General features: G+C 46.1%; 22 protein-coding genes. 17 read left to right on the forward strand and 5 right to left on the reverse strand.

Features of this window, described 5'->3' with window-relative positions; all coding sequences use genetic code 11:
* Nucleotides 1-187: 187 nt before the first annotated feature.
* The 7 genes from CES81_RS06575 to CES81_RS06605 all read left to right on the forward strand — a co-directional run bounded on the left by CES81_RS06575 (nt 188) and on the right by CES81_RS06605 (nt 6097).
* A complete protein-coding gene (locus tag CES81_RS06575; protein ID WP_089087941.1) occupies nt 188-532 on the forward strand; it encodes a hypothetical protein in 345 nt (114 codons plus the stop codon).
* A 50-nt stretch (nt 533-582) separates the two neighbouring features.
* Nucleotides 583-1542 (forward strand): 50S ribosomal protein L11 methyltransferase, encoded by a 960-nt coding sequence (gene prmA / locus CES81_RS06580; RefSeq protein WP_089121147.1) that lies wholly within the window; start codon nt 583-585, stop codon nt 1540-1542.
* Nucleotides 1542-2276, forward strand: a complete 735-nt coding sequence (locus CES81_RS06585) for a 16S rRNA (uracil(1498)-N(3))-methyltransferase (RefSeq protein ID WP_089121148.1) — start codon at nt 1542-1544, stop codon at nt 2274-2276. Before prmA ends, CES81_RS06585 begins: the two co-directional genes overlap by 1 nt.
* Before the next feature lie 71 nt (nt 2277-2347).
* Nucleotides 2348-2674, forward strand: coding sequence for a hypothetical protein (locus tag CES81_RS06590; RefSeq protein ID WP_089087938.1), 327 nt, complete (start codon nt 2348-2350; stop codon nt 2672-2674).
* Between the two features lie 4 nt (nt 2675-2678).
* Entirely contained in the window at nt 2679-4922 is a 2244-nt protein-coding gene (locus tag CES81_RS06595; RefSeq protein ID WP_089121149.1) for a RelA/SpoT family protein, read from the forward strand.
* A 66-nt stretch (nt 4923-4988) separates the two neighbouring features.
* Nucleotides 4989-5435: a D-aminoacyl-tRNA deacylase gene (dtd, locus tag CES81_RS06600; protein WP_089121150.1), complete on the forward strand. Its 447-nt coding sequence runs from the start codon at nt 4989-4991 to the stop codon at nt 5433-5435.
* A gap of 17 nt (nt 5436-5452) precedes the next feature.
* The gene (locus tag CES81_RS06605) at nt 5453-6097 is read left to right on the forward strand and encodes an HAD-IA family hydrolase (RefSeq protein WP_089121151.1); all 645 of its coding nucleotides are present in this window, start codon (nt 5453-5455) and stop codon (nt 6095-6097) included.
* Here the strand turns inward: CES81_RS06605 and CES81_RS06610 are convergent.
* Nucleotides 6091-6924 (reverse strand): fructosamine kinase family protein, encoded by an 834-nt coding sequence (locus tag CES81_RS06610; protein WP_089121152.1) that lies wholly within the window; start codon nt 6922-6924, stop codon nt 6091-6093. The two genes, CES81_RS06605 and CES81_RS06610, sit on opposite strands and share 7 nt — an antisense overlap.
* A 24-nt stretch (nt 6925-6948) precedes the next feature.
* A complete protein-coding gene (locus tag CES81_RS06615; RefSeq protein WP_089121153.1) occupies nt 6949-7797 on the reverse strand; it encodes an N-acetylmuramoyl-L-alanine amidase family protein in 849 nt (282 codons plus the stop codon).
* Between the two features lie 368 nt (nt 7798-8165).
* Here CES81_RS06615 and hisS point away from each other — a divergent pair, with 368 nt between their 5' ends.
* Together hisS and aspS are read left to right on the forward strand one after the other, a co-directional pair.
* Nucleotides 8166-9452, forward strand: a complete 1287-nt coding sequence (hisS, locus tag CES81_RS06620; protein WP_089087932.1) for a histidine--tRNA ligase — start codon at nt 8166-8168, stop codon at nt 9450-9452.
* 12 nt (nt 9453-9464) lie between these two features.
* Nucleotides 9465-11258, forward strand: coding sequence for an aspartate--tRNA ligase (gene aspS, locus CES81_RS06625; protein WP_089121154.1), 1794 nt, complete (start codon nt 9465-9467; stop codon nt 11256-11258).
* Nucleotides 11259-11335: 77 nt separating this feature from the next.
* Here aspS and CES81_RS06630 read toward each other — a convergent pair whose 3' ends face one another.
* Nucleotides 11336-12658: an MFS transporter gene (locus CES81_RS06630; RefSeq protein ID WP_089121155.1), complete on the reverse strand. Its 1323-nt coding sequence runs from the start codon at nt 12656-12658 to the stop codon at nt 11336-11338.
* Between the two features lie 546 nt (nt 12659-13204).
* Here CES81_RS06630 and msrA point away from each other — a divergent pair.
* From msrA to CES81_RS06660, 6 genes are all read left to right on the forward strand, one after another.
* Entirely contained in the window at nt 13205-13744 is a 540-nt protein-coding gene (msrA, locus tag CES81_RS06635) for a peptide-methionine (S)-S-oxide reductase MsrA (RefSeq protein ID WP_089087929.1), read from the forward strand.
* 100 nt (nt 13745-13844) lie between these two features.
* On the forward strand, nt 13845-14720 hold the full coding sequence (locus CES81_RS06640; RefSeq protein ID WP_089121156.1) for a YitT family protein: 876 nt from the start codon (nt 13845-13847) through the stop codon (nt 14718-14720).
* 177 nt (nt 14721-14897) lie between these two features.
* Complete coding sequence (locus tag CES81_RS06645; protein ID WP_225356359.1) at nt 14898-16052, forward strand: CDP-glycerol glycerophosphotransferase family protein; 1155 nt, start codon at nt 14898-14900, stop codon at nt 16050-16052.
* Nucleotides 16053-16075: 23 nt separating this feature from the next.
* Nucleotides 16076-16882 carry an ABC transporter permease gene (locus tag CES81_RS06650; protein WP_089087927.1) on the forward strand — a complete coding sequence of 269 codons (807 nt, stop codon included), beginning with the start codon at nt 16076-16078 and terminating at the stop codon, nt 16880-16882.
* A 24-nt stretch (nt 16883-16906) separates the two neighbouring features.
* The gene (locus CES81_RS06655; RefSeq protein ID WP_089121157.1) at nt 16907-18133 is read left to right on the forward strand and encodes a CDP-glycerol glycerophosphotransferase family protein; all 1227 of its coding nucleotides are present in this window, start codon (nt 16907-16909) and stop codon (nt 18131-18133) included.
* Complete coding sequence (locus CES81_RS06660) at nt 18130-19062, forward strand: deoxyribonuclease IV (protein WP_089121158.1); 933 nt, start codon at nt 18130-18132, stop codon at nt 19060-19062. Before CES81_RS06655 ends, CES81_RS06660 begins: the two co-directional genes overlap by 4 nt.
* Before the next feature lie 66 nt (nt 19063-19128).
* On the opposite strand, the gene CES81_RS06665 is transcribed toward CES81_RS06660, so the two are convergent.
* Together CES81_RS06665 and CES81_RS06670 are read right to left on the reverse strand one after the other, a co-directional pair.
* Nucleotides 19129-19974 carry an NAD(P)H-dependent oxidoreductase gene (locus CES81_RS06665; RefSeq protein WP_089121159.1) on the reverse strand — a complete coding sequence of 282 codons (846 nt, stop codon included), beginning with the start codon at nt 19972-19974 and terminating at the stop codon, nt 19129-19131.
* A gap of 125 nt (nt 19975-20099) precedes the next feature.
* Nucleotides 20100-20951 carry a pyruvate, water dikinase regulatory protein gene (locus CES81_RS06670; RefSeq protein ID WP_089087923.1) on the reverse strand — a complete coding sequence of 284 codons (852 nt, stop codon included), beginning with the start codon at nt 20949-20951 and terminating at the stop codon, nt 20100-20102.
* Nucleotides 20952-21158: 207 nt separating this feature from the next.
* Between CES81_RS06670 and rpsU the strand changes: the two genes are divergently transcribed.
* Complete coding sequence (gene rpsU, locus CES81_RS06675) at nt 21159-21344, forward strand: 30S ribosomal protein S21 (protein WP_054655423.1); 186 nt, start codon at nt 21159-21161, stop codon at nt 21342-21344.
* Between the two features lie 97 nt (nt 21345-21441).
* On the forward strand, nt 21442-21888 hold the full coding sequence (locus tag CES81_RS06680) for a GatB/YqeY domain-containing protein (protein ID WP_089121160.1): 447 nt from the start codon (nt 21442-21444) through the stop codon (nt 21886-21888).
* Nucleotides 21889-21994 lie beyond the last annotated feature (106 nt).

Genomic DNA, 21994 nt, shown 5'->3' on the forward strand with positions numbered 1-21994 from the left:
AACGGGGATGAAAATCTACCTAGCTTTCTATGAGAATAATTTAATAAGTTTGTTGACTTTTTTATAAAAGTCCAGTAAGATATTCACTTTAAAGAGCGGAATAACCCCGTCGTCTGTTGCTTACAGGGGAAATATGATATGATGTATCTAATAGTAAGTTAGCGGGTTATCAAAAAATCGTTGGGAGGTGATTACCGTGCTGGATCAAACTAAACAGTACTTAAAAAGCCGACATTATCGGTATGAAAAGTCCTATATTCGGCCATTGATGACGCCTGAGAGTGTTTACGTATTTAAGTTTGGTCGCGAAGCGTTGAATAATCGGGTAATCATCCGATACAGCCATACGTGGACTGGTCGTCGAAAGATCAATGAAATTGACTTAAGATTGCATAAACAAAAGCACCCACGAATCTTTCGAACTGAAAAAGATTTGTTGGAATACCTTGAATCTCGGTTACCAAAGCGGGAGCAAGAAGCGCAGAAAGAACACGAAAAGCAACATCAGACCGATGAGGAGAACGCTAAGTAACTTTGGCGTTCTTTTTTTGGAACTTGACGCAAAAACGGAGGATTAAGACTATGGATTGGACGGCAGTGACGGTAGCAACAACTAATGAAGCGGTGGAAGCCGTTAGTAATATTTTGATGGAGCACGGGGCTTCCGGTGTTCAAATCGATGACGAAAAGGATTACGAGCAACTGGCACAAGTTGACTGGGCACAAAAGGGCGAAATCTTAAACGTTAATGAAATTCCGCACGTGAAGAGCGGCGCTAAGGTAACCGCCTACTTTCCAGCTACGGTTTACGTCCCGGAAATCGTGCCCGAAATCAAACGGCAAGTGGACGGGCTGAAGGCGTATGACTTAGACGCTGCCCCAGCTGAGGTGACCACCGACAGAGTTGACGAGTCAAACTGGGCAACGGAATGGCAGAAATACTACCATCCCGTACAAGTGACCCGCTTTTTAACGGTCGTACCCAGTTGGGAAGATTACCAGCCGAAAACACGCGATGAACGACTGATTATACTCGATCCGGGAATGGCCTTTGGAACTGGGACTCATCCTACGACTAAATTATCGATGCAGGCACTGGAGATAGTGATCCATGGCGGTGAACGGCTGATCGATGTCGGCACTGGTTCTGGCGTCTTGAGTATTGCAGCTAAGCAGTTAGGCGCAGGCGATATTCGGGCCTATGATCTCGATCAAGTAGCAGTGGATTCCGCTAAGAAAAACTTGGCCCTCAATCCAGTGGCAGCGGACGTGCGGGTAGTGGCCAATGATCTGTTAACGGGGATTACCGGCGAGGCGGATATTATTGTGGCCAATATTTTAGCTGAAGTGATCATTCCTTTGATTCCGCAGGCCTGGAACTTGCTGCCCGTGCACGGTTACTTTGTCACATCGGGGATTATTTCAGATAAGATTGACCAAATCCTTGCAGCCCAGCGTCAACAGGGCTTTAAAATTCGGCAAACACTAAAAATGGGTGACTGGTACGGTGTGATCGCCCAAAAACCAGGGGAAGATGAATAATGCAACGATACTTTATCAAACCAATTTTAAAAAGCGGTGGTCGTTTTGAATTAGACCCGACCGTTTCGAAACACTGGCTACAGGTCATGCGGGGCGTTCCTGGTGACCAAGCTGAATTTGTCGATGGTCAGGAGGATCTATACCTTGGCCAACTTAACGAAGACCGTTCGGTGACCGTTGTTAGGGCGTTGGAAAAATACGTGGAATTACCCGTGAAAGTAACGATCTTATCAGGCTTGCCGAAACAGGATAAAGCCGAGTGGATCGTTCAAAAAGCAACGGAAATGGGAGCGGATGCCATCTGCTTTTTTAGTGCTGACTGGTCCGTAGCCAAGTGGCAGCAAAACAAGGTCGACAAGAAATTGACCCGTCTGCAAAAGATTGCTCAGGGAGCGGCCGAACAGGCCCACCGAACTCACATCCCAGCGGTACACTACTTTCCGTCACTCGAACAGGCAGTTACGCAACTGCCAAGCGACTACCTGTTAGTGGCTTACGAGGAAGCCGCTAAACAGGGTGAAAAAGCTAATTTGATCAAACTGCTGAACCGGACGGAGCCGGGACAGCGCATGACGGCGGTTTTCGGCCCTGAAGGGGGCATTTCACCAGCAGAAATGCAGTTACTTGATAAAAATCACGCAACGGTTGCGGGTTTAGGACCGCGGATCTTGCGAACTGAAACGGCCCCGCTGTACTTTTTGGCGGCGGTTTCGACGATGTTAGAGTTACAATGATTGAATGCTATTCATTCGTGTAAAATAATGCTAAAATATAAATCATTCATTGAATAAGAGAGTGAGCAAAGATGACAGTTTTAAAACGCATTAGCTGGCCTTTTTGGACGGTCAGTATCATATTGGGAGTAGTTGTGCCCATCTTGCTGCACAGCATTTCAATCAGCGGTCTATGGCGCTCAGGCGTCATTTACGGTCTGCTTTATTCCGTGACCGCAGGCTTGATTGGCCATTTTGTTAAGCGTCATGGTGATGGCTGGTGGCGGTTATTTGTCTTACCCGTACTATTTGCTTTAGGAATTCTCATGTCGGGGCCGAGGTATGCGTTATACTTCGCGCCAATGTATCTTTGTATCAGTTACTTAGCCTATGGCCTAAGTGCCATGGAGGGGATGTGATCGGATGTCAAGAGATCAAACTTGGACAGCTCAAAGCGTGATCGATGCCGTATCAGCTTATATGAACCCGGACCACGTCGCAATTGTGAAGTGCGCCTATAAGTTTGCTTCGATTGCGCATAAGGATCAGGTTCGCCAATCGGGTGAACCATACATTGTCCATCCAATTCAGGTGGCTGGTATTTTAGCCAATCTAAAGATGGATCCAACCACCATTGCATCCGGGTTTCTTCACGACGTTGTTGAAGATACGGGTGTGACGCTTGATGACGTTCGCGAACTGTTTGGCGACGACGTGGCGATGATCGTTGACGGGGTTACTAAACTTGGCAAAATCAAGTATAAATCAAATAAGCAGCGGTTGGCTGAAAACCACCGGAAGCTGTTATTAGCCATGTCCAAGGATATTCGGGTCATGATCGTTAAGCTGGCCGACCGGCTACATAATATGCGGACTCTGCAGCATTTACGCCCTGATAAGCAGCGGCGAATCGCCAACGAAACGCTGGAAATTTACGCACCGCTGGCTGATCGTTTAGGGATTAGTGCGATTAAATGGGAACTAGAAGATATTTCTCTGCGTTATTTGAATCCGCAGCAGTATTACCGCATCGTTCACTTGATGAATTCGCGCCGTGATCAGCGGGAGAGTTACATTGCAGAGGCCATTCAGGATATTAAGCACGCGATTGGTGACCTGCACATTGATTCAGAGATCTATGGCCGGCCGAAGCACATCTATTCGATTTACCGGAAAATGCGCGATCAGCATAAGCAGTTTAGTCAAATTTATGACCTGCTGGCGATTCGGGTGATCGTGGATAATATCCGTGACTGTTACGCTGTTTTAGGTGCCATTCATACCCAGTGGAAACCAATGCCGGGCCGGTTTAAGGATTACATTGCCATGCCTAAGGCCAACATGTATCAATCTTTACATACCACGGTAATTGGGCCTGAGGGGCGACCGCTTGAAGTCCAAATTCGGACTGAAGAGATGCACCGGGTGGCTGAATTTGGTGTGGCGGCTCACTGGGCCTATAAAGAAGGCAAAAAAGACAAGGTTCAAGCAACCAATACCGGTAATAAGTTAAACTGGTTTAAACAGATTATTGAACTGCAAGAAGACACCGATGACGCTGCTGATTTTATGGATAGCGTTAAGGGCGAATTATTTGGTGACCAGGTTTACGCGTTCACGCCTAAGGGTGATGTCTTGGAACTGCCAAAGGGCGCTGGGCCGTTAGACATGGCTTACCAGATTCACACTGAAGTTGGTAACCACACGACCGGAGCGACGGTTAACGGCAAAATCGTGCCGTTGGATTATGATATTAAGACGGGGGATATTGTTGACATTAAAACGTCTTCCAACTCTGCTGGTCCTAACCGTGACTGGTTGAAACTGGTTTCAACCCGCCGAGCACGAAACAAGATCAAGCAGTTCTTCCGCCAAAAAGACCGGCAGAAAAACATTGAAACGGGTCGGCAGATCATTGAACAGCAGCTGCGGGACTTCAAATTTGATCCTAAGGAATTAATGACGAAGGATAAACTGCAAAAAGTGGTCGATAAACTGCACTATCAGCACATCGATGATTTATTTGCTGCGGTTGGTTTTGGCGATCTTCAGCCAGTGGGTGTGGCAAACCGGCTGACAGAAGACGTTCGTCACGAACGTGAAGAGCAGCGTCAGCGACAAGAAGAACGCGAGCTGCTGGAAGAGCATCAGACCATTGATAACACCGAGTCCGGGTCTGGTTCTGAGACGCAGCGCAAGCGGAAACTGAAACCATCCGAAGGGGTGATTATCGAAGGCGTCGATAACCTGCTGGTCCGGTTGAGTCACTGCTGTGCGCCAATTCCTGGCGATAAGATCGTGGGTTATATTACTAAGGGTCGGGGCGTGTCGGTGCACCGTTCGGATTGCCCGAATATTGCACACGCCGAAGCAAACGGCGAACGGATCGTTGACGTGTACTGGGATAATCCCAGCGATACGACCACGATGTATAACGCTGATTTGGAGATTCAGGGATATAACCGGGACGGCTTGCTCAACGATGTATTGCAGATTATTAACGGCACTACAAAACAATTAAACGTTGTTAACGGCCGAGTCGACCATAATAAAGTGGTGACGATTTCAATTTCGCTTGGTATCAGAAACGCCGAGCAGTTGGAACGGCTAATGGACAGTTTGAAGAACGTTCAGGATGTTTACGTTGTTAAGCGGCCGTTTAGATAATGAGATAACAAGTAAAAAACGACACGGTTAGCCGTGTCGTTTTGATATCCATAAGGAGGACTTAAAGTGCGAATTGTATTGCAACGGGTGACTTCAGCTCAAGTCGCCATTGACGATCAGGTGGTCGGCAAAATTAACCAGGGTTATATGCTATTATTTGGGGCTTCAGATACAGATGGTGAAGACGAAATTGATTATTACGTCCATAAGATCGCCAAATTGCGGGTCTTTTCAGATGAAGCAGGGAAGATGAACTTGTCGATTGAAGATGTGGGCGGCGCTATTTTGTCCGTTTCTCAATTCACCCTGTATGCTGACACTAAAAAAGGTAACCGGCCAAGTTTTGTTAAGGCGGGGAAGCCAGAACATGCCAAGCAAATTTACGAGCGTTTCAACCAGAAATTACGTGATGCCGGCCTTCAAGTTGAAACCGGTGAATTTGGGGCCGATATGCAGGTCAGCTTGGTTAATGACGGTCCAGTAACAATTATTTTCGATAGTGCGGAACGGTAAGGAGAGGTCAAAGTACGATGAAATATCAGTCATTTTTCTGGGATTTTGACGGTACCATTTTTGATACGTATCCCATCATGGTACGGGCTTTCATGCAGGCATTAATGCAGCAGCGGGTTTCCGAAATTGAATTAGATGAACAGGAAATCTACGAAACCATGCGGCAGCACTCTTTCGGCACGGCACGACAGAAGTTTAGTGCCGAATTCAGCCTCAATGCGGAGCGTTTGGAGCAGGATTACCGCCAGATTGAAAGACAGCAAATTTCTCAAGCCCAGCCGTTTGCCGGTATGCTGGCATTACTTCAGCAATTGGCAGATGAGGGCGGTACCCACTACCTGCTGACTCATCGCAATCAAAGCGCCATGGCGTTATTAGAGACTGCAGGGATCAAAAAACTGTTCACCGATGCGGTTACCAGTGAACAGCCATTTCCAAGAAAGCCTGATCCGGCTTCCCTAAATGCTTTAATTGAACGCCATAAGGTACAGCGGCCATCAGCCATTATGATCGGTGACCGCACGTTGGACATTGATGCAGGGCATAACGCTGGGATTTCCGGTGCACTGTTTGACCCGGGTCGATTGATTGACAGCCGTGCCAGCCATCCCGAAATTGACGTCACGAACGTTATCGGCCTGCGACAAGCCCTACTTCAGTAATTGCTGAGGATTCGGTCGACGGAACCACCATAGCTTTCGCCGAACAGGTTTAAATGCGCCATAAGGTAGTAAAGCTGATACCATGGCAGACGCTCCTGAAAACCGGGTTGAATCGGGTAGGTATCGTTGTATCCTTGGTAGAACTGGTCATCGAAGCCGCCGAAAACGGTAGTCATAGCGAGGTCAAACTCCCGGTCGCCATAGAGCACGTCGGGATCAATCAGGGCCGGCTTGCCATCAGTGGTAAACATGACGTTACCAAACCACAAATCGCCGTGCAGCAAACTAGGTACGGTTTCATGAGTTTGATAATAATTCAAAATGATTTGGCAGAGCCGCTGAAGGTGGTCCTGCCTTTTTTGATTCCAAAGACCGTGCTCACTCGCCCGCTTGGCCAGAACTTCCAAGCGTTGGTGGACGTAGAAAGCACCCCAATTGGTTTGCCAAGTGTTGATTTTGGGCAGCCTGCCGTCAACGTCGTGTTCGAAGCCGAACCGGTCATTATGGATCTGGTGAACGTTGGCCACCAGCTTGCCAAGATCATACTGGCTGCCGCTGCCGGCTTCCAGCCAGGATAAAATGAGGTAGGCGTCCCCGTTGATTTGGCCGGAAGCAATGACTTCTGGGACTAACGCTGCTTGGGATAGCAGTTTAAGCCCTTCAATTTCGTGCTGATAAAAGGTTTGCTCACGGTTAGGCTGTACGAGTAAGAAGTAGGTTTTAGCGGCTGTTTCCAGCCGGTAAGCCTGATTAATATCACCGCCAGAAACCGGGGTGATGGCCGTAATTGCTTTAATTGGTAGCTGCTTGAGCCACTCATTATTCATATGTTAACCAATCCTTTCTGAAAATTATTTATTTTCAAAGTAGGCGGCTAAACCGTTAGTGACGTCTTTAGCCACCTTGTTTTGATAAGCGGGGTTTTCAATGGCTTTAAAATCCTTTGCCGTATTAATGTAGCCCATCTCTAATAGCAGTGCTGGCCGCAGGTTGTCGCGGATAACTTCGAAATTGCCCACTTCAACCCCCTTGTTTGCCAACGGCAGGCCTACTAGGTGCTGGTTGATCATCCGGGCCAGCTTCAAGGACGTGTCAGCGTGATAGTAGTAGGTGGTGAATCCTGATCCAAGGTTATTAGTCGGACTGGAATCATAGTGAAAACTAATGAAAGCGTCAGCATGATTATCAGTTGCCATTTCGGGCCGGGCACCTAAGGATACGGTCTGATTACCCGTCCGTGTCATGATGACGTGAGCCCCGCGGGCAACCAGCTGATTTTTGACCCGTTTGGCCAACTGCAAGGTGTAAGTTTTTTCATCGTGTTTTTTATCAATTGAAAGGGCCCCAGAGTCGCTGCCGCCGTGACCGGGATCTAAAACGATGGTGGCTTCAGAGAGGTTGGTGGCCGTTTTGATTTTTGGTGACTGGTTGATCAGCCAGCTGGCTACCCAGCCGAAATGGTGATCATCGTAGCGAACCTTGTACCAGTTGTCCCGTTTCTGCACGATGTAAACGGCTTGTCCCCTTTTCAAAATGGCCTTTGTTTGATAATTAATGTTTGGGCCCGTCCGGACATTAATATTGGCGATCGGTGTAGTTAAGCGATCTTGACGAACGGTATGAAAGACGGCAATGCCGAGTGTTAACAGGATCGCGAATGAAATGGCGATTTGCTGCCAGTGTTGTTTAACGTAGTTCAACTTAGTTTTCCTCGATTAGTTTTTGTAACAATTATAGATGATTTTCTGCCAAAGATACAGTCTCCGTCTAAAACGTCCTTGACTTTTGGGCGGTAACTGAGTAATCTTATTGGTAGTTAAATAAATGAAACACCGATGAAAAAGATGAGTAGATAACCCGTGACTTTCAGAAAGTATCTGGTTGATGAAAAGATACAGCAGGCGGGAAGCCGAAGACACTTTTGAGGTGAATAAGCGATTATTCGTATCCAACGTTATGGATGAGTAAAATTAAGGTGGTACCGTGCGAAGCACCCTTGTGAAAACAAGGGTGCTTTTTATTTTTTTACCACCACAACATTACAGCGAAAATCGGAAAGGAAGATACTATGCGTTATCAGCGACCTAAAGGCACTGCAGATATTCTACCGGGAGAAAGTCAGCACTGGCAGTATGTCGAAGCAGTTGCGCGGCGAGTATTCAAAAAATATCGGTTCGAAGAGATTCGGACACCGTTATTTGAAAATTTTGAAGTATTTTCCAGAACTTCGGGAGATACTTCAGATATTGTGACTAAAGAAATGTATGACTTTAAGGATAAGGGTGACCGCCACATTAGCTTACGGCCGGAAGGAACGGCCGGTGTCGTGCGGGCCTTCGTAGAAAATAAACTCTACGGCCCAGAAGTTCAAAAGCCCTTCAAGACTTACTACATGGGTCAGATGTACCGTTACGAGCGACCGCAGTCAGGCCGGCAACGGGAATTTCACCAAATCGGGGTGGAAGCTTTCGGTTCGGATGAACCAGCCCTAGACGTTGAAGTGATCGCTATGGGTAAGGACTTGTTTGAGCATTTCGGTATCTCCAACCTGCGTTTAGCAATTAATACGTTAGGGGATAAGGAGACCCGTGACAATTACCGTCAGGCACTGATCGATTACTTGGAACCCCACTATGATGAATTAAGTGAGGATTCTCAAGTACGGCTGCACAAGAATCCGTTGCGGGTGTTGGACAGCAAGGATGAAAAGGACAAAAAGTTCGTGGCGGATGCACCATCGATCTTGGACTACTTAACACCTGATGCCCAGGCGCATTTCGAACAAGTCAAGAGTCTGCTGACTGCTTTGGGTATCGACTACGTTGTTGATTCGACCATGGTTCGTGGCCTGGATTATTATAACCACACCATTTTTGAATTCATGGTCGATTCTAAAGCACTGGGTCACGGTTACACCACGGTTTGTGCTGGTGGCCGTTACAACGGTTTAGTTAAAGAACTGGGCGGCCCGGAAGTTTCTGGTGTCGGTTTCGGTCTAGGGATGGAGCGGTTGATCCTGCTGATGGAAGCTGAGGGGGTTCAGTTCCCTGAAGAACATCATCTGGACGCCTACATCGTAGGAATCGGCGAAGAAGCGAATGCTACGACCTTGCAAGTGGTTCAAGCTTTGCGGTCACAAGACTATTCAGCTGACCGGGATTACTTGGCCCGCAAGCCCAAGGCGCAGTTCAAAACGGCCGACCGTTTGAGTGCGGCCTATACGCTAACCGTTGGTGAAGCCGAGCTGGCTGCCAAGACGATTCACGTTAAAAAGATGGATTCCGGTAATGAAATTTCAGCACCGTTAGCAGACGTCATGACTAATTTTGCTGATGTCATTTCAAATATTGATTAAGGGGAGAGAAAGATGAAGCGAACAACATACGCTGGTCTGGTGGACGAAAAATATCTTGATCAAGATGTCGTCCTCAAGGGCTGGGTTCAAAAACGCCGTGATTTAGGCGGTTTGATTTTCATTGATTTGCGGGACCGTGAAGGGATCGTTCAACTGGTTTTTAGCGAGGAATTCAACAAGGATGCGCTGGCAGTTGCCGATCAATTGCGGAACGAATACGTGATTGAGGTTAAGGGTCACGTTGTTAATCGTTCTAAGAATGAAGTTAACGAGAATATGCGGACGGGTAAGATCGAAGTTCGGGTATCTGAAATCAACTTATTGAACAAGGCGAAAAACCCGCCATTCTACATTCAAGATAACATCAATGTTTCTGACGAATTGCGCTTGAAGTACCGTTACTTGGACTTGCGCCGGCCAGAGATGCAGCGGGGCCTAATGGTCAGAAACCGCATCACGCAAGCCGTTCACAGTTACTTTGACTCACAGGGATTCATTGATATTGAAACACCTGATTTGACAAAGTCGACGCCAGAAGGTGCCCGGGACTATTTGGTACCTTCACGGGTTTATCCAGGTCATTTCTATGCTTTGCCGCAGTCACCGCAACTATTTAAACAATTGCTGATGGGTGCCGGTTTTGATCGATACTACCAAATCGCGCGTTGCTTCCGTGATGAAGATTTGCGTGGTGACCGTCAGCCAGAATTTACTCAAATCGATATGGAAACTTCTTTCTTGGATGCTGAAGAAATTCAGGATCTCACTGAAGGCTTGATTGCTAAGGTCATGAAAGAAACCTTAGACATCGACGTTAAATTACCGTTTAAGCGGATGGACTGGGATGAATCAATGGCTCGCTTTGGTACCGATCAGCCAGATGTTCGCTTTGGAATGGAATTGAAGGACTTAGGTGACTTAGTTGATGACCTCGGTTTCAACGTCTTCAACAACGTGTTGAAAGACGGTGGCCAAGTTAAGGCCATTGCCGTTCCAGGCGGTGCTGACAAGTATTCTCGTAAGGATATCGATAAGTTCGTTGAACACATCGATCGCTTTGGCGCCAAGGGCTTACCTTGGTTGAAGGTGACCGAAGATAACTTCACCGGGCCAATCGCGAAGTTCTTCAAGGATAACGCTGAACTCTATAAAGCCATTACGGAACGGACTGGCGCTAAGCCGGGCGATCTGCTGTTATTTGCCTGTGATTCTAAGCGGGTCGTGGCACACACCTTAGATTACTTACGTCGGACCATTGCTGAAGAATTGGGCTTGATCGACGAATCAAAATTTGCGTTCCTTTGGATCGTCAACTGGCCGCTGTTCGACTATGATGTTGATTTGAAGCGCTGGGTTCCAGCCCATCATCCATTCACCATGCCTAAAGCTGGTGACGAACATTACTTGAATGAAGGCGAAGATCCTCATAAAGCTTATGCTCAAAGTTACGACATTATCCTGAACGGTCTGGAATTAGGTGGCGGATCGATCCGGATTCACACCCGTGACTTGCAAATGAAGATGTTCAAAGCATTAGGGTTTACCAAAGAAAGAGCTGAAAAGCAATTTGGTTACCTCCTAACGGCCTTAGATTACGGCTTTCCGCCTCATGGTGGTCTGGCTATCGGCTTGGATCGCTTTGCTCGCTTGCTAGCTAAGCGCGGTAACATTCGAGACGTCATTGCCTTTCCTAAGAACTCGAAGGCGATTGAACCATTGACTTCAGCACCTACTGAGGTTTCGGATAAGCAGTTGCAAGACTTAAACTTATTTGTCACTAATGACGAAGACAAAAAGAATAAATAGTTTCAGTTAAAAATAAAGAGGATGGCCGATTAAAAACCGGTCATCCTCTTTATTTGCTACCACTATAATGACGGCAACTATTTAATGATTTTATTGTCGGTTTCTGGTCCCCAGATGAAGATCACTAAGGCAGCTATCACCGCAATCGCAGCAATGCCGTAGTAGAGGAACGTGGCTGAAAATTGGGTGATGACCATGGCAACCACGGTGGGCATCAAAACGTTCAGTAATTTTGACACACCGTTGGCGATTCCGGCACCACGAAAACGGTGACTGGTTTCGAACAGTTCATTGGTATAAATGCTGATCACCGTGGCAATCAGGATGTAAAGCGTAACGGTGAGCAAGAAGCCGTTCAGCACGATCCCGACAGTGGTTGTTTCATAAGCGTAGGCGAACCCGAGAAGCGCAACTGCCACGAAGGAAACACCAATTAATTTTTTACGGCCAGTGCGGTCAACGAGGGCCGCACCGATCGCGGAACCAATCGGGGCCCCCAGCATCATGATGGCTGAAAAACCAATCGAATGGACGATGCCAATGCCACGTTTTAGCAGCAATGTTGGTACCCAAGTAGTGAAGGTGTATTGGCACAGCAATGTGGCACTAACTGCAACAATGGCAATGAAGAGGCCTTTACCAAAACTAATGTGGATCACAGCCTTGTTTTGGCTTTTTAATTCATCATCTTCGTAAAGTCCACGAGAAGTCAGCTGTTTAATGATGGTATTAGCTTCTGCTGTGCGTCCCTTAGTCAGCAGCCAACGCGGTGATTCTGGAAAATGCCGGCGGGCAAACCACAGGATCATGGCAAGAACACCCAGTAAGAGGAACATGGAGCGCCAGCCAAATGTGGGGATCATGAAAGTTGCAATCAGTAGGGTGAGCGGTGCGCCACTGTTGGCAACGATAGCTGTCAGGCCCGACCAGTGTCCCCGGCGTCTAACCGGAGCAAACTCGTTGACGACGGCATAGCTGGTCACGATTTCTGCACCAAGCCCCGTGGCGGCAAGCAAACGGCAAATCGTCAGGATGATCATATTCGGGGCAAAGGCGGCTAATAGGGTGAAAGCACCAAACAACAGCAAATTATATTGATAGGCTTTTTTACGACCGTAGAAATCACCAATGTAGCCGGCAATGAGTGAGCCGAAGAAGAGGCCTAAAAAGCCGCTGGATAAGAAGATGGATCCCTGCGCAACGGTGGCGAACTTCGTCGCAATCAGGGCACCGTTAATTGCACTGGCCACGTAGACGTCGGCAGCGTCAAGCATGATGCCGGCGCCGGCCAGCCCAAAGACCCTATAGAAAAGTGGCGTTTCGCGAGCCGAATTAAGTTGATTTTCCAGGCTTAGTGAGCTGGAAGTTATGACATTTGAAGCAAGAGAATTAGAAGCCATTTGAAATTCCTCCTAAATATGTATGGACGCTATTCAATGTGATGGACGTTAACTTTCATATTTTAATGACACAGTTTCTTCAATACGCATTCCCCCTTAGATGAGTGGTTAGTTGAAAAATAAAAGCGCCCTTCGAATTATTTCGAAGGGCGCATGAGTATGCACGGTACCACCTTGATTTGCTGTCATTACCGACAACCTCAGCGGATTTGCTGACTGCAATCCGTCGGCCGGATAAGGGTGGCACCCAGTAATGTGAAGTAAACGGTCATCGCAACAGCCTACTTTCAATTCCAGACGTTATCCGCTTGCAGCCACCACGGACTCTCTTAGCACCTCATGAAATTTACTCTGCTGATTCACTGTGTTTATCATTACTTTTTAATTATTTTTTAATTTAAATGCATGTTAACGCAGAACTTGATTCTTGTAAAGGGCCGGTTATCAATCAATCGTATTGGTCATCACTAGTACTGGCTGTGTTTAGCTTGTGTCGGTAGCTTAAAAGCCATATACTTGTTACTATTAAATCTAGGGGTGGATAAAATGAGCGATAAACGAGAAACGGCAATTTTTGCCGGCGGTTGTTTCTGGTGCATGGTTAAGCCATTTGACACGTTACCAGGTATCGAAAAGGTGGTTTCGGGTTATACCGGCGGTCACGTGGCCAACCCAACTTACGAGCAGGTCAGCAGCCATACGACCGGCCATACGGAAGCCGTTAAAATTACCTTTGATCCGGAGATCATGCCTTACGAAAAACTGGTTCAGATATACTGGCAGCAGACTGATCCAACGGATGCTATGGGGCAGTTTCAGGATCGCGGTGACAACTACCGGCCAGTCATTTTTGTGAAGGATGACTATCAACGAAAAGTTGCGGAGAAGTCACGTCAGGAGCTGATTGATAGCGGCAAGTTCGATGAGCCCATCGTGACTAAGATCGAAGATGCCAAGCCATTCTATGAAGCCGAAGAAGAACACCAGGAATTTTACCGTAAGAATCCAGCCCGTTATGCGATGCAGGAAGCTGGCGGCCGGGAAAAGTTTGTTCAAAGACACTGGCAGGATCGTCAGGCTAAATGAGGTTTTCTTTAGAAAATAAGAAGATTGCTGTGCAGGCGGATAAGATGTGCTATGCTAATATACCGTTAGTCACCGAAAGCTTAAACAAAGAGGGTTTGTTATGGATGATGTACAGCGTTTAGTAAAACGCCACCAATCAATTGGAAAAATTTCGACTGCTTTTATATACGGTATTTTAGTTTCGATCGCCATGAACTTCTTTTGGACACCGGGACACATTTATTCGTCTGGAATCACCGGATTAGCACAAATCGTAACAACGGTGACGGAACGGCATCTCAGCTTTGTCGTTTCGACCGCCTTAGGGCTATTTATGTTGAATGTGCCATTATTCGTGTTGGCTTGGCGGCAGATTGGGCACAATTTTACTGCTTATACAGTGATAGCCGTTTTTCTTGCCAGTTTAATGATCAAGTTGTTACACCCGGTGCACTTGACGACTGATCCCATCATCTGTGCCTTATTTGGCGGGGCAGTTAATGGGTTTGGAACTGGGCTAGCCCTAAAAAACGGGATTTCAACCGGTGGCCTGGATATTTTGGGAATCGTTATTCGGCGTAAAACTGGCCGTACAATTGGGACGATTAACATTACGTTTAATTTGTTGATCATTCTTGCTGCGGGTTTCTTGTACGGCTGGCCCCACGCGTTTTATTCTGCCATTGGCCTAGTAGTCAATGCCCGAGTAATGGACATGACCTATACAAGGCAGCAGCTTATGCAAGTGATGATCATCACTGACCGGCCCAAAACCGTGATTGATTCGATTCAAAATCACATTCGTCGCGGAATTACCATTGTTCACGATGCGGAAGGGGCTTACCATCATGACACTAAGACCATTCTGTTTACCGTTATTTCCCGTTACGAAATGCCGGATTTAGAAGAAGCAATGGACGAAGCGGATTCTCACGCCTTTGTCAGTGTCTCAGAAATTTATAAAATTCTTGGTCATTTTTATGAGCCTAAATTATAAGCGTTAAACCGCTATACCTTGTATACCATGGTGTAGCGGTTTTTATTCTGACAAATTCTTAAATTCTGATAAAAGCCAGTTACTTAAAATATGAATGTGGTATAATACCATGTTGTGCGTTGCGGCACCGGTTATTGGTGGCGTAACACAGGAGAAAAATAGAATTGGTGGTCTGTTGTGAAAGTCATTTATATTTGGCTGGTCCGGTTGATATCTGCGCTGAACTTTTTTAAGCGAAGCAAGGTTCATTCAGTTATTTACCTGATGAGTTTCGGCAATAATTTGAAGTTTATACTAGCGCTAGCTGATAAATTACCTGAAGGTCAGCAACTGGTCGTGTTTTACCGGCCTGACGTTGAGGTAGAAGCAACACAACTCGCCGCTTATGGCGTTAAAGTGGTGCCGTTTCGGGATAATCTGCGTTTTGTTTTTAGGGGAATTCCGGTGATGATGACCTCACAGCTGATTTTCTGTGATAATTACTACGCGTTTCTTGGTGGCTTATTGCATCCGCGTCATGCCAAAATTGTTCAGCTTTGGCACGCTAACGGCGCAATTAAGCGCTTTGGTTGGGGTGATCCTACAACCAGTCAGCGTTCGAAAGCAGACCAGCGTCGTTTCCAGCGTGTTTACGATCAGTTTGATGATTACGTGGTGGCGTCCGATGCTATGGGAACCGTTTTTCAAGATAGTTATCACGTGCCACGTTCTAGGATGAAGCTCATGGGCTATCCGCGATCTGACCGCTTTTTTTCTGCCAACTGGCAGAAGGGGGCATTGAATCGCATTAATCGGTTAGCGCCTGGCCTGGCTGATCACCGGGTGATTTTATACGCACCTACATACCGCGATTCAATGACGTTTGAATTAACGCCGGCGTTAAAGTCTGCTCTGATTGCTGACCCCAATGCTGTCGTGGTGGTGAAGCTGCACCCGTTGCTGCAGAAGTACGAACAGCAGTTTAGTCAATCAACAACGCACCAGGTTCGGTTTTATCCGCAACTGTCAACAACAGATTTACTGATGGTGACCGAAACGTTAGTGACTGATTATTCATCGATTGCGTTTGACTACAGTTTGTTACCACATGCGCACAGTCTGCTTTTTTACATGTCTGATTTGGAAGCCTATCAGCAAAGTCCCGGTATCCAACCCCACTTCTTGAAGTGGCTGCCGTCAGCACCCTTGAGAACGCCCTCAGAGTTAAGGGCGGCCATATCAGCTGACAGCAAAACTGACTTTACCAAGTTTAACCATCATTGGAATACTTATAATGATGGCCATGCGACCCAACGGGTTGTGGAATATTACTGCCGCTATTTAGCAAAGTAAATAGCGTAAAGGAGTGTTAACCTTTGAAAGAGGTCGTAACGTTATTTAAAGAACAATTTGAGAGTTTAGGCATGATTTTTAGAATTTCGAAGTATGAAGACCGCGCCAGCTACCAAAGCCATTACCTTGGCTTGGTGTGGGAATATTTATATCCTTTAATTCAAATCTGTATTTATTGGTTAGTGTTTGGTGTTGGTCTTAAGCATGGTGCCAGCAGTGGTATTGATTACCTGCCGTGGATGGTCATTGGAATCACCCCTTGGTTCTTCATGAACCGGGCAACGCTGGATGCTTCTAAGAGTATCTACCAGCGTGTCAGCATGGTTTCTAAGATGAAGTTTCCCATGTCCGCCTTGCCATCGATAAAAATTGTTTCTAATTTAAGCTCGTTTTGGACAATGTTGGTTGTATCAGTCATTGTTGGCTTGTTATACGGTATTCGGCCGAGTATCTATTGGGTTGAATCGCTTTACTACTTTTTTTGCATGATCATGTTCCTGATTGCTTTTGGTATTTTTAACTCCGCGGTATCGATTCTGATCCGTGATTATCATATCCTGCTGCAGTCCATTATGCGGATGTTATTCTATATTTCTGGTGTGCTGTTTAATTTTGAAACTGGCGGTTTTCCGCCAATCGCCATTCGGATTTTACAGTTGAACCCATTTTTCTACGTGGTTTCCGGTTTCCGGGAATCAATGATGGGTCAAGGCTGGTTTTGGCAACGGCCGGTGTTAACCATTGAATTCTGGTTGATCGTGCTGTTCTTCTTACTAGTCGGCTCACACTTGCACTACAAGTTCCGTTCACGGTTCGTTGATTTAATTTAGTAAGTTAAACAAGGAGGAATTACGATGCAACTGACTGGGCTTAAAAATCAGGTCATTAAAGGTCTAAAAATCGTGATTCGCTATGGGCTCATCGTTTTAAACGATGGGTTTATTTGTATCCCGGCTAAAAAAGATTTGGTGATGTTTGAGAGTTTTAATGGTAACGATATTAACGATAATCCGGCGGCCATTTACCGTCAGCTAGTAGCCGACCGTCCGGCGTTTAAAAAGACGGCTTACTTTGGGGTTAAACCGCGACGGTATAAAGCGCTGCACGCTAAATATCCGGACATCAAATTAGTCAAACGGTTTTCGTTTAAGTGGGTTTGGCTTATGGCACACGCTGGTTTTTGGGTGTTTAATTCCAGACTGCCTAATTGGTGGCATAAAAATAAGCTGACCACTTACATCCAGACCTGGCACGGAACACCGTTGAAGCACCTCGGTGTGGATATCGAACACGTGGCCATTCCGGGGACGAAAACCACCGATTATTACCGTCAGTTTACCCGGGAAGCTGCCCGATGGGATTATTTGATCGCACCAAACGATTATTCTAAAAAGATCTTCCGGTCAGCGTTTCAATTTCATAACCAGTTTCTGGATATTGGTTATCCTCGAAACGACGTGCTTTACCAGCAAAATCAGCCAGTGAAGATTCAGCAATTGAAGCAGCGCCTAGTTGGTGATCCGGATGCAACGGTGATCACTTATGCACCGACCTGGCGAGATGACGACGCTATTAAAACCGGTCAGTATCATTTCGAACTGCCATTTGACCTGCACCGCTTCTTTGAACAGGTGGATGAAAACACGGTCTTAGTACTGCGGCCGCATTATTTAGTGAAGGATCATATTGATATTAGCGGTTTTGAAAACCGGGTGAAAATCATTGCGGATGAGGATATTGCTAACCTCTATTTGATCACCGATTTATTGGTCACTGACTATTCATCAGTGATGTTTGATTTTGCTAACCTGAACCGGCCGATGCTGTTCTATGCTTATGATCTCGAACATTATCGTGATCAGCTGCGGGGGTTTTATTTTGACTATCAAGCAGAAATCCCCGGGCCACTGGCAACTGATGAGGAAACGTTTGATGCTTATTTAAAGCAGTTTGCAAGGCAGGGAAAATTTGCGGAATATCAGTCACAGATGGCTGGCTTTAATCAGAAATACTGTGATTGGGAAGATGGTTGTGCTTCGGCGAAAGTGGTTCAAGTAATCTTAGGGGGAATGGCTAAATGACATTTTTAATTGGCTCACACGTTAGTATGAAGGGTAAGGATATGTTACTGGGGTCGGCCAAGGAAGCGGCCAGCTACGGTGAAAACGTGTTTATGGTTTATACGGGTGCGCCACAGAATACTCGGCGCAAACCGATCGAGGACCTTAACATTGAAGCCGGCCACGCCTTTATGAAAGCACACGGACTGCGCCAAATCGTGGTCCATGCACCGTACGTGGTTAACCTGGGGAACACAATCAAACCCGCCAACTACCCGTTTGCAGTTCAGTTTCTCAGAGAAGAAGTTAAACGAGCTGAAGCCATCGGGGCCACTCAAATTGTGCTGCACCCAGGGGCTCACGTGGGGGCCGGTCCCGAAGCGGCCATTGCCCAGATTGCAAAAGGGTTAAACGAGATTATTGAACCGGATCAGAAGGTTAAAATTGCACTGGAAACCATGGCCGGCAAAGGGACAGAAGTCGGTATCACGTTTGAACAGCTGGCCTCGATCATCAATCAAGTGGTCGACAACGATAAACTATCAGTTTGTTTTGATACCTGTCATACAAGTGACGCCGGCTATGCCATTAAGGACGATTTCGATGGTGTACTGAAACAGTTTGATGATGTTATCGGTTTAGACCGGTTGCAGGTGATTCATTTAAATGATTCCAAGAACCCGCAGGGCAGTCATAAGGACCGGCATGAACTGCTAGGTAACGGCACTATCGGTTTTGATGCCTTAAACGCGGTTGCCCATCATCCAAGTTTGGTCAACGTGCCTAAGATAATGGAAACACCGTGGGTTGCCGTGGATAAAAAGCACAAGTTGGCGCCGTACGGTTACGAAGTTGAAATGCTCAAACGCCAAACGTTTAATGCGAATATCGAAGCGGATGTTTTGGCACAAAAGCCCTTTGACGCCACCCTGGGGTTTGAAGATGAATAACTAAAGAAACTAAAAACAACGTGATCGAAGGGAATTCCTTGATCACGTTGTTTTTAGATGGTTAATTTATTCACCTAGAGTGAACCAGCGCCGGTATTTCGGGTGCTTGGTCACAAAAGTCCGTGCCTGATCAGCATCAGGAATGATGGTCAATTGATGAATCTGCGCAAAACGCACGACCCGTAAAATGAGCTGATCAGTGGTTTCGGGCTCACGAAGCAGTTCACTGACCTGAACATCAGTAATCCTGATCCGTCTGTTCTGCTGGTCGTGAAAAATAATTTCTGCCAGCACAATACCACTTTCGTCGCGGATATAGAAACGGCCGGGTTCGTACCTCATTAGTGGTGCGGCAACCTTGTCAGCTGGCGTTTTTAATCTTGATTGTAAGCTCACAAAAGCGTTGATTGCGGTTTGTAAAAAAGCAATGGTTTTGGGATTAGTCATCAGACCTTGGTCATCAAACAAGTGATTAACGTGTCCAAGATAAACTTCCGGTCGTTGCACCGGTATGACGTTCAAAGTGACGAGTACTTGACGGACCTGTTGGTTGGCACCGAAGCCGCCGATGGTTCCCGGCGAACTTGAAGCTACTAAGGCCACTTTATTTTTCCAGTGGTTCTGGCGCTTTGAGCCAACATCGAAGGCGTTTTTCAGCGCGCCGGTCATGCCTCGGTTGTATTCAGGGGTGACAATGATTAAACTGTCAACGTCATCTAACTGCTGACGGAACGTTTCCCAGGCGGGTACCAGATCGGCATCATCCAAATCAGCGTTATACAGTGGCAACTGAGCAATTTCCATGAAGACTGGTGTCATTCGAACGGGCAATAAATTGGCTAGTTCATTAGCGACCTTTTTAGAATAGGCGGCCTTACGGAGGCTTCCTGTAAGAATCCCAATTTTAGTCAATGCAATCACTCCTTTGCTTAAACCGATGCGTTATTTTACTTAGACTTTAATGAGCAGTGTCATGTAAACGTGATTTTTAGTGACGGGTGACGATAAATATTTTTGATTAAAGATGGTCAGCACAATCAGTCTTTAATGGTGTCGATTTCAGCTGGTTCCAAATTCAAATTTTCCAGGATTAGAGTCGCCGTTTCCTCAATTGATTTATTGGAAACGTTAATGACCAAGCAGCCAATTTTTTTGTAAATTTCGTCTGCGTATTTGAGTTCTGCTTTGATCTTTTCGGTGTCTGAATAAGCACTTTCTGCGGGTAGACCGTACGAAAGCATCCGTTGCTGACGGATACGGCGGAGAACTTTAGGACTGTTTGTCAGGCCAATAATCTTTTTCGGGTCAACTTGCCAAAGTTCATCGGGCAGCTGTGAAGTAGGTGATAATGGCAAATTGGCAACCTTAATGCCCCGGTTTGCTAAAAAGAGTGATAGTGGCGTTTTAGACGTCCGGGAAACACCGAGAATCACAATATCGGCTTTTGGCAAACCAGTAGGGTCTTTGCCATCGTCGTAGGCCACAGCAAATTCCATGGCACCAATGCGATCAAAGTAGGTATCCGTGAGACTGTGGTTAATGCTTGGAATCGAAGCGGGTTTGACGCCAGCTCGATTGGCCAGTGCTTTCATTGCAGGTTGGATACAGTCAAAGGCCTGCAGGTGATTTTCTTCAGTAAAGCTGCGCACCTGTTCACTTAAGGATCGGGTGACCAGGGTATAGTAAAGGACGGCATTCTTTTTGGCAGCCATCTTTAAAATACCGCTGAGAATGGACTCAGTTTGAATGAAGGGAAAGCGCTGATACTTAATTTGGATGTCCGGAAATTGTGCCACGGCCGTTTGTGCCACGGTCAACGCTGTTTCACCAGATGAATCTGAAATAATGAAGATATCGATATCTGAATTTTCAGTTGGTTTTTCAGCCATAATGAAGCCTCCGTTATTCTGTAGTTAGCCTAATTTTAGCACAGGTCTAAACCAACAGCTGATATTTGAATTTCTGGGTGAAAACTTAATTGAAATGATTGACGTTCTGCAAATAGGTAGGTATAATTAAAAGGAACTATTGAGAAGGGCTTCTTTTGTTGTTCATTTTCAATCGGTTACTACTAGAGCTCGGAGGGAGGGATTTACATGACAAAGACAGTCGTTCGCAAAAACGAGTCTCTTGACGATGCTCTTCGGCGCTTCAAACGAACCGTTTCAAAAAGCGGTACTTTACAAGAATACCGTAAACGTGAGTTTTATGAAAAGCCAAGCGTTAAAAAGAAATTAAAATCAGAAGCAGCAAGAAAACGCAAGAATAAGAAGCGTTTCTAGTTGCACCGAGGCTCCTGTTTAACAGGAGTCTTTTTTTGAGTTGAAAATTGGCAACGCCGGATGGTGAACCAATTAATGATCATTAGGAGGTTTTCATATGTCATTATCAGACACATTGACAGAAGATTTAAAAACGGCCATGAAGGCTCGTGACAAGGTATCCTTAAGTGTTATTCGGATGATCAAGGCAGCCTTGACTAACGAAAAAATCAAGGTTGGTCACGATTTAAGCGACGATGAAGAATTAACGGTGCTTTCTCGTGAACTTAAGCAGCGCAAAGAATCCCGTGAGGAATTCGCGGATGCCGGCCGTCAAGATTTAGTTGACGGTTTGGATGCCGAAATCAAGATAGTAGAAAAATACGCACCAAAGCAACTGAGCGACGATGAAGTTAAAGATATCGTTACTCAGACAGTTAGCGCAGTTGGTGCCAGTTCAATGGCTGACTTTGGTAAAGTCATGGGTGCGGTAATGCCTAAGCTTAAAGGTAAGGCCGACGGTAGTTTAGTTAACAAGACCGTTAAGTCATTATTAAGTAAATAATTTGGGTCTACAATTTCTGGTATTGGTGAATAACCAATGCCAGTTTTTTGATTGGTTTTAGGAAATTATAAAAGGACACGAGGTCCTCACATGTTACGATTAAATC

Source organism: Secundilactobacillus pentosiphilus (assembly GCF_002217985.1).
GTDB classification, from domain to species: domain Bacteria; phylum Bacillota; class Bacilli; order Lactobacillales; family Lactobacillaceae; genus Secundilactobacillus; species Secundilactobacillus pentosiphilus.

Coding starts and splice junctions, on each gene's coding strand:
- prmA (WP_089121147.1), top strand. CDS start 583: ATGGATTGGACGGCAGTGACGGTAGCAACAACTAATGAAGCGGTGGAA.
- CES81_RS06585 (WP_089121148.1), top strand. CDS start 1,542: ATGCAACGATACTTTATCAAACCAATTTTAAAAAGCGGTGGTCGTTTT.
- CES81_RS06590 (WP_089087938.1), top strand. CDS start 2,348: ATGACAGTTTTAAAACGCATTAGCTGGCCTTTTTGGACGGTCAGTATC.
- CES81_RS06595 (WP_089121149.1), top strand. CDS start 2,679: ATGTCAAGAGATCAAACTTGGACAGCTCAAAGCGTGATCGATGCCGTA.
- CES81_RS06605 (WP_089121151.1), top strand. CDS start 5,453: ATGAAATATCAGTCATTTTTCTGGGATTTTGACGGTACCATTTTTGAT.
- CES81_RS06610 (WP_089121152.1), bottom strand. CDS start 6,924: ATGAATAATGAGTGGCTCAAGCAGCTACCAATTAAAGCAATTACGGCC.
- hisS (WP_089087932.1), top strand. CDS start 8,166: ATGCGTTATCAGCGACCTAAAGGCACTGCAGATATTCTACCGGGAGAA.
- aspS (WP_089121154.1), top strand. CDS start 9,465: ATGAAGCGAACAACATACGCTGGTCTGGTGGACGAAAAATATCTTGAT.
- CES81_RS06630 (WP_089121155.1), bottom strand. CDS start 12,658: ATGGCTTCTAATTCTCTTGCTTCAAATGTCATAACTTCCAGCTCACTA.
- msrA (WP_089087929.1), top strand. CDS start 13,205: ATGAGCGATAAACGAGAAACGGCAATTTTTGCCGGCGGTTGTTTCTGG.
- CES81_RS06640 (WP_089121156.1), top strand. CDS start 13,845: ATGGATGATGTACAGCGTTTAGTAAAACGCCACCAATCAATTGGAAAA.
- CES81_RS06655 (WP_089121157.1), top strand. CDS start 16,907: ATGCAACTGACTGGGCTTAAAAATCAGGTCATTAAAGGTCTAAAAATC.
- CES81_RS06660 (WP_089121158.1), top strand. CDS start 18,130: ATGACATTTTTAATTGGCTCACACGTTAGTATGAAGGGTAAGGATATG.
- CES81_RS06670 (WP_089087923.1), bottom strand. CDS start 20,951: ATGGCTGAAAAACCAACTGAAAATTCAGATATCGATATCTTCATTATT.
- rpsU (WP_054655423.1), top strand. CDS start 21,159: ATGACAAAGACAGTCGTTCGCAAAAACGAGTCTCTTGACGATGCTCTT.
- CES81_RS06680 (WP_089121160.1), top strand. CDS start 21,442: ATGTCATTATCAGACACATTGACAGAAGATTTAAAAACGGCCATGAAG.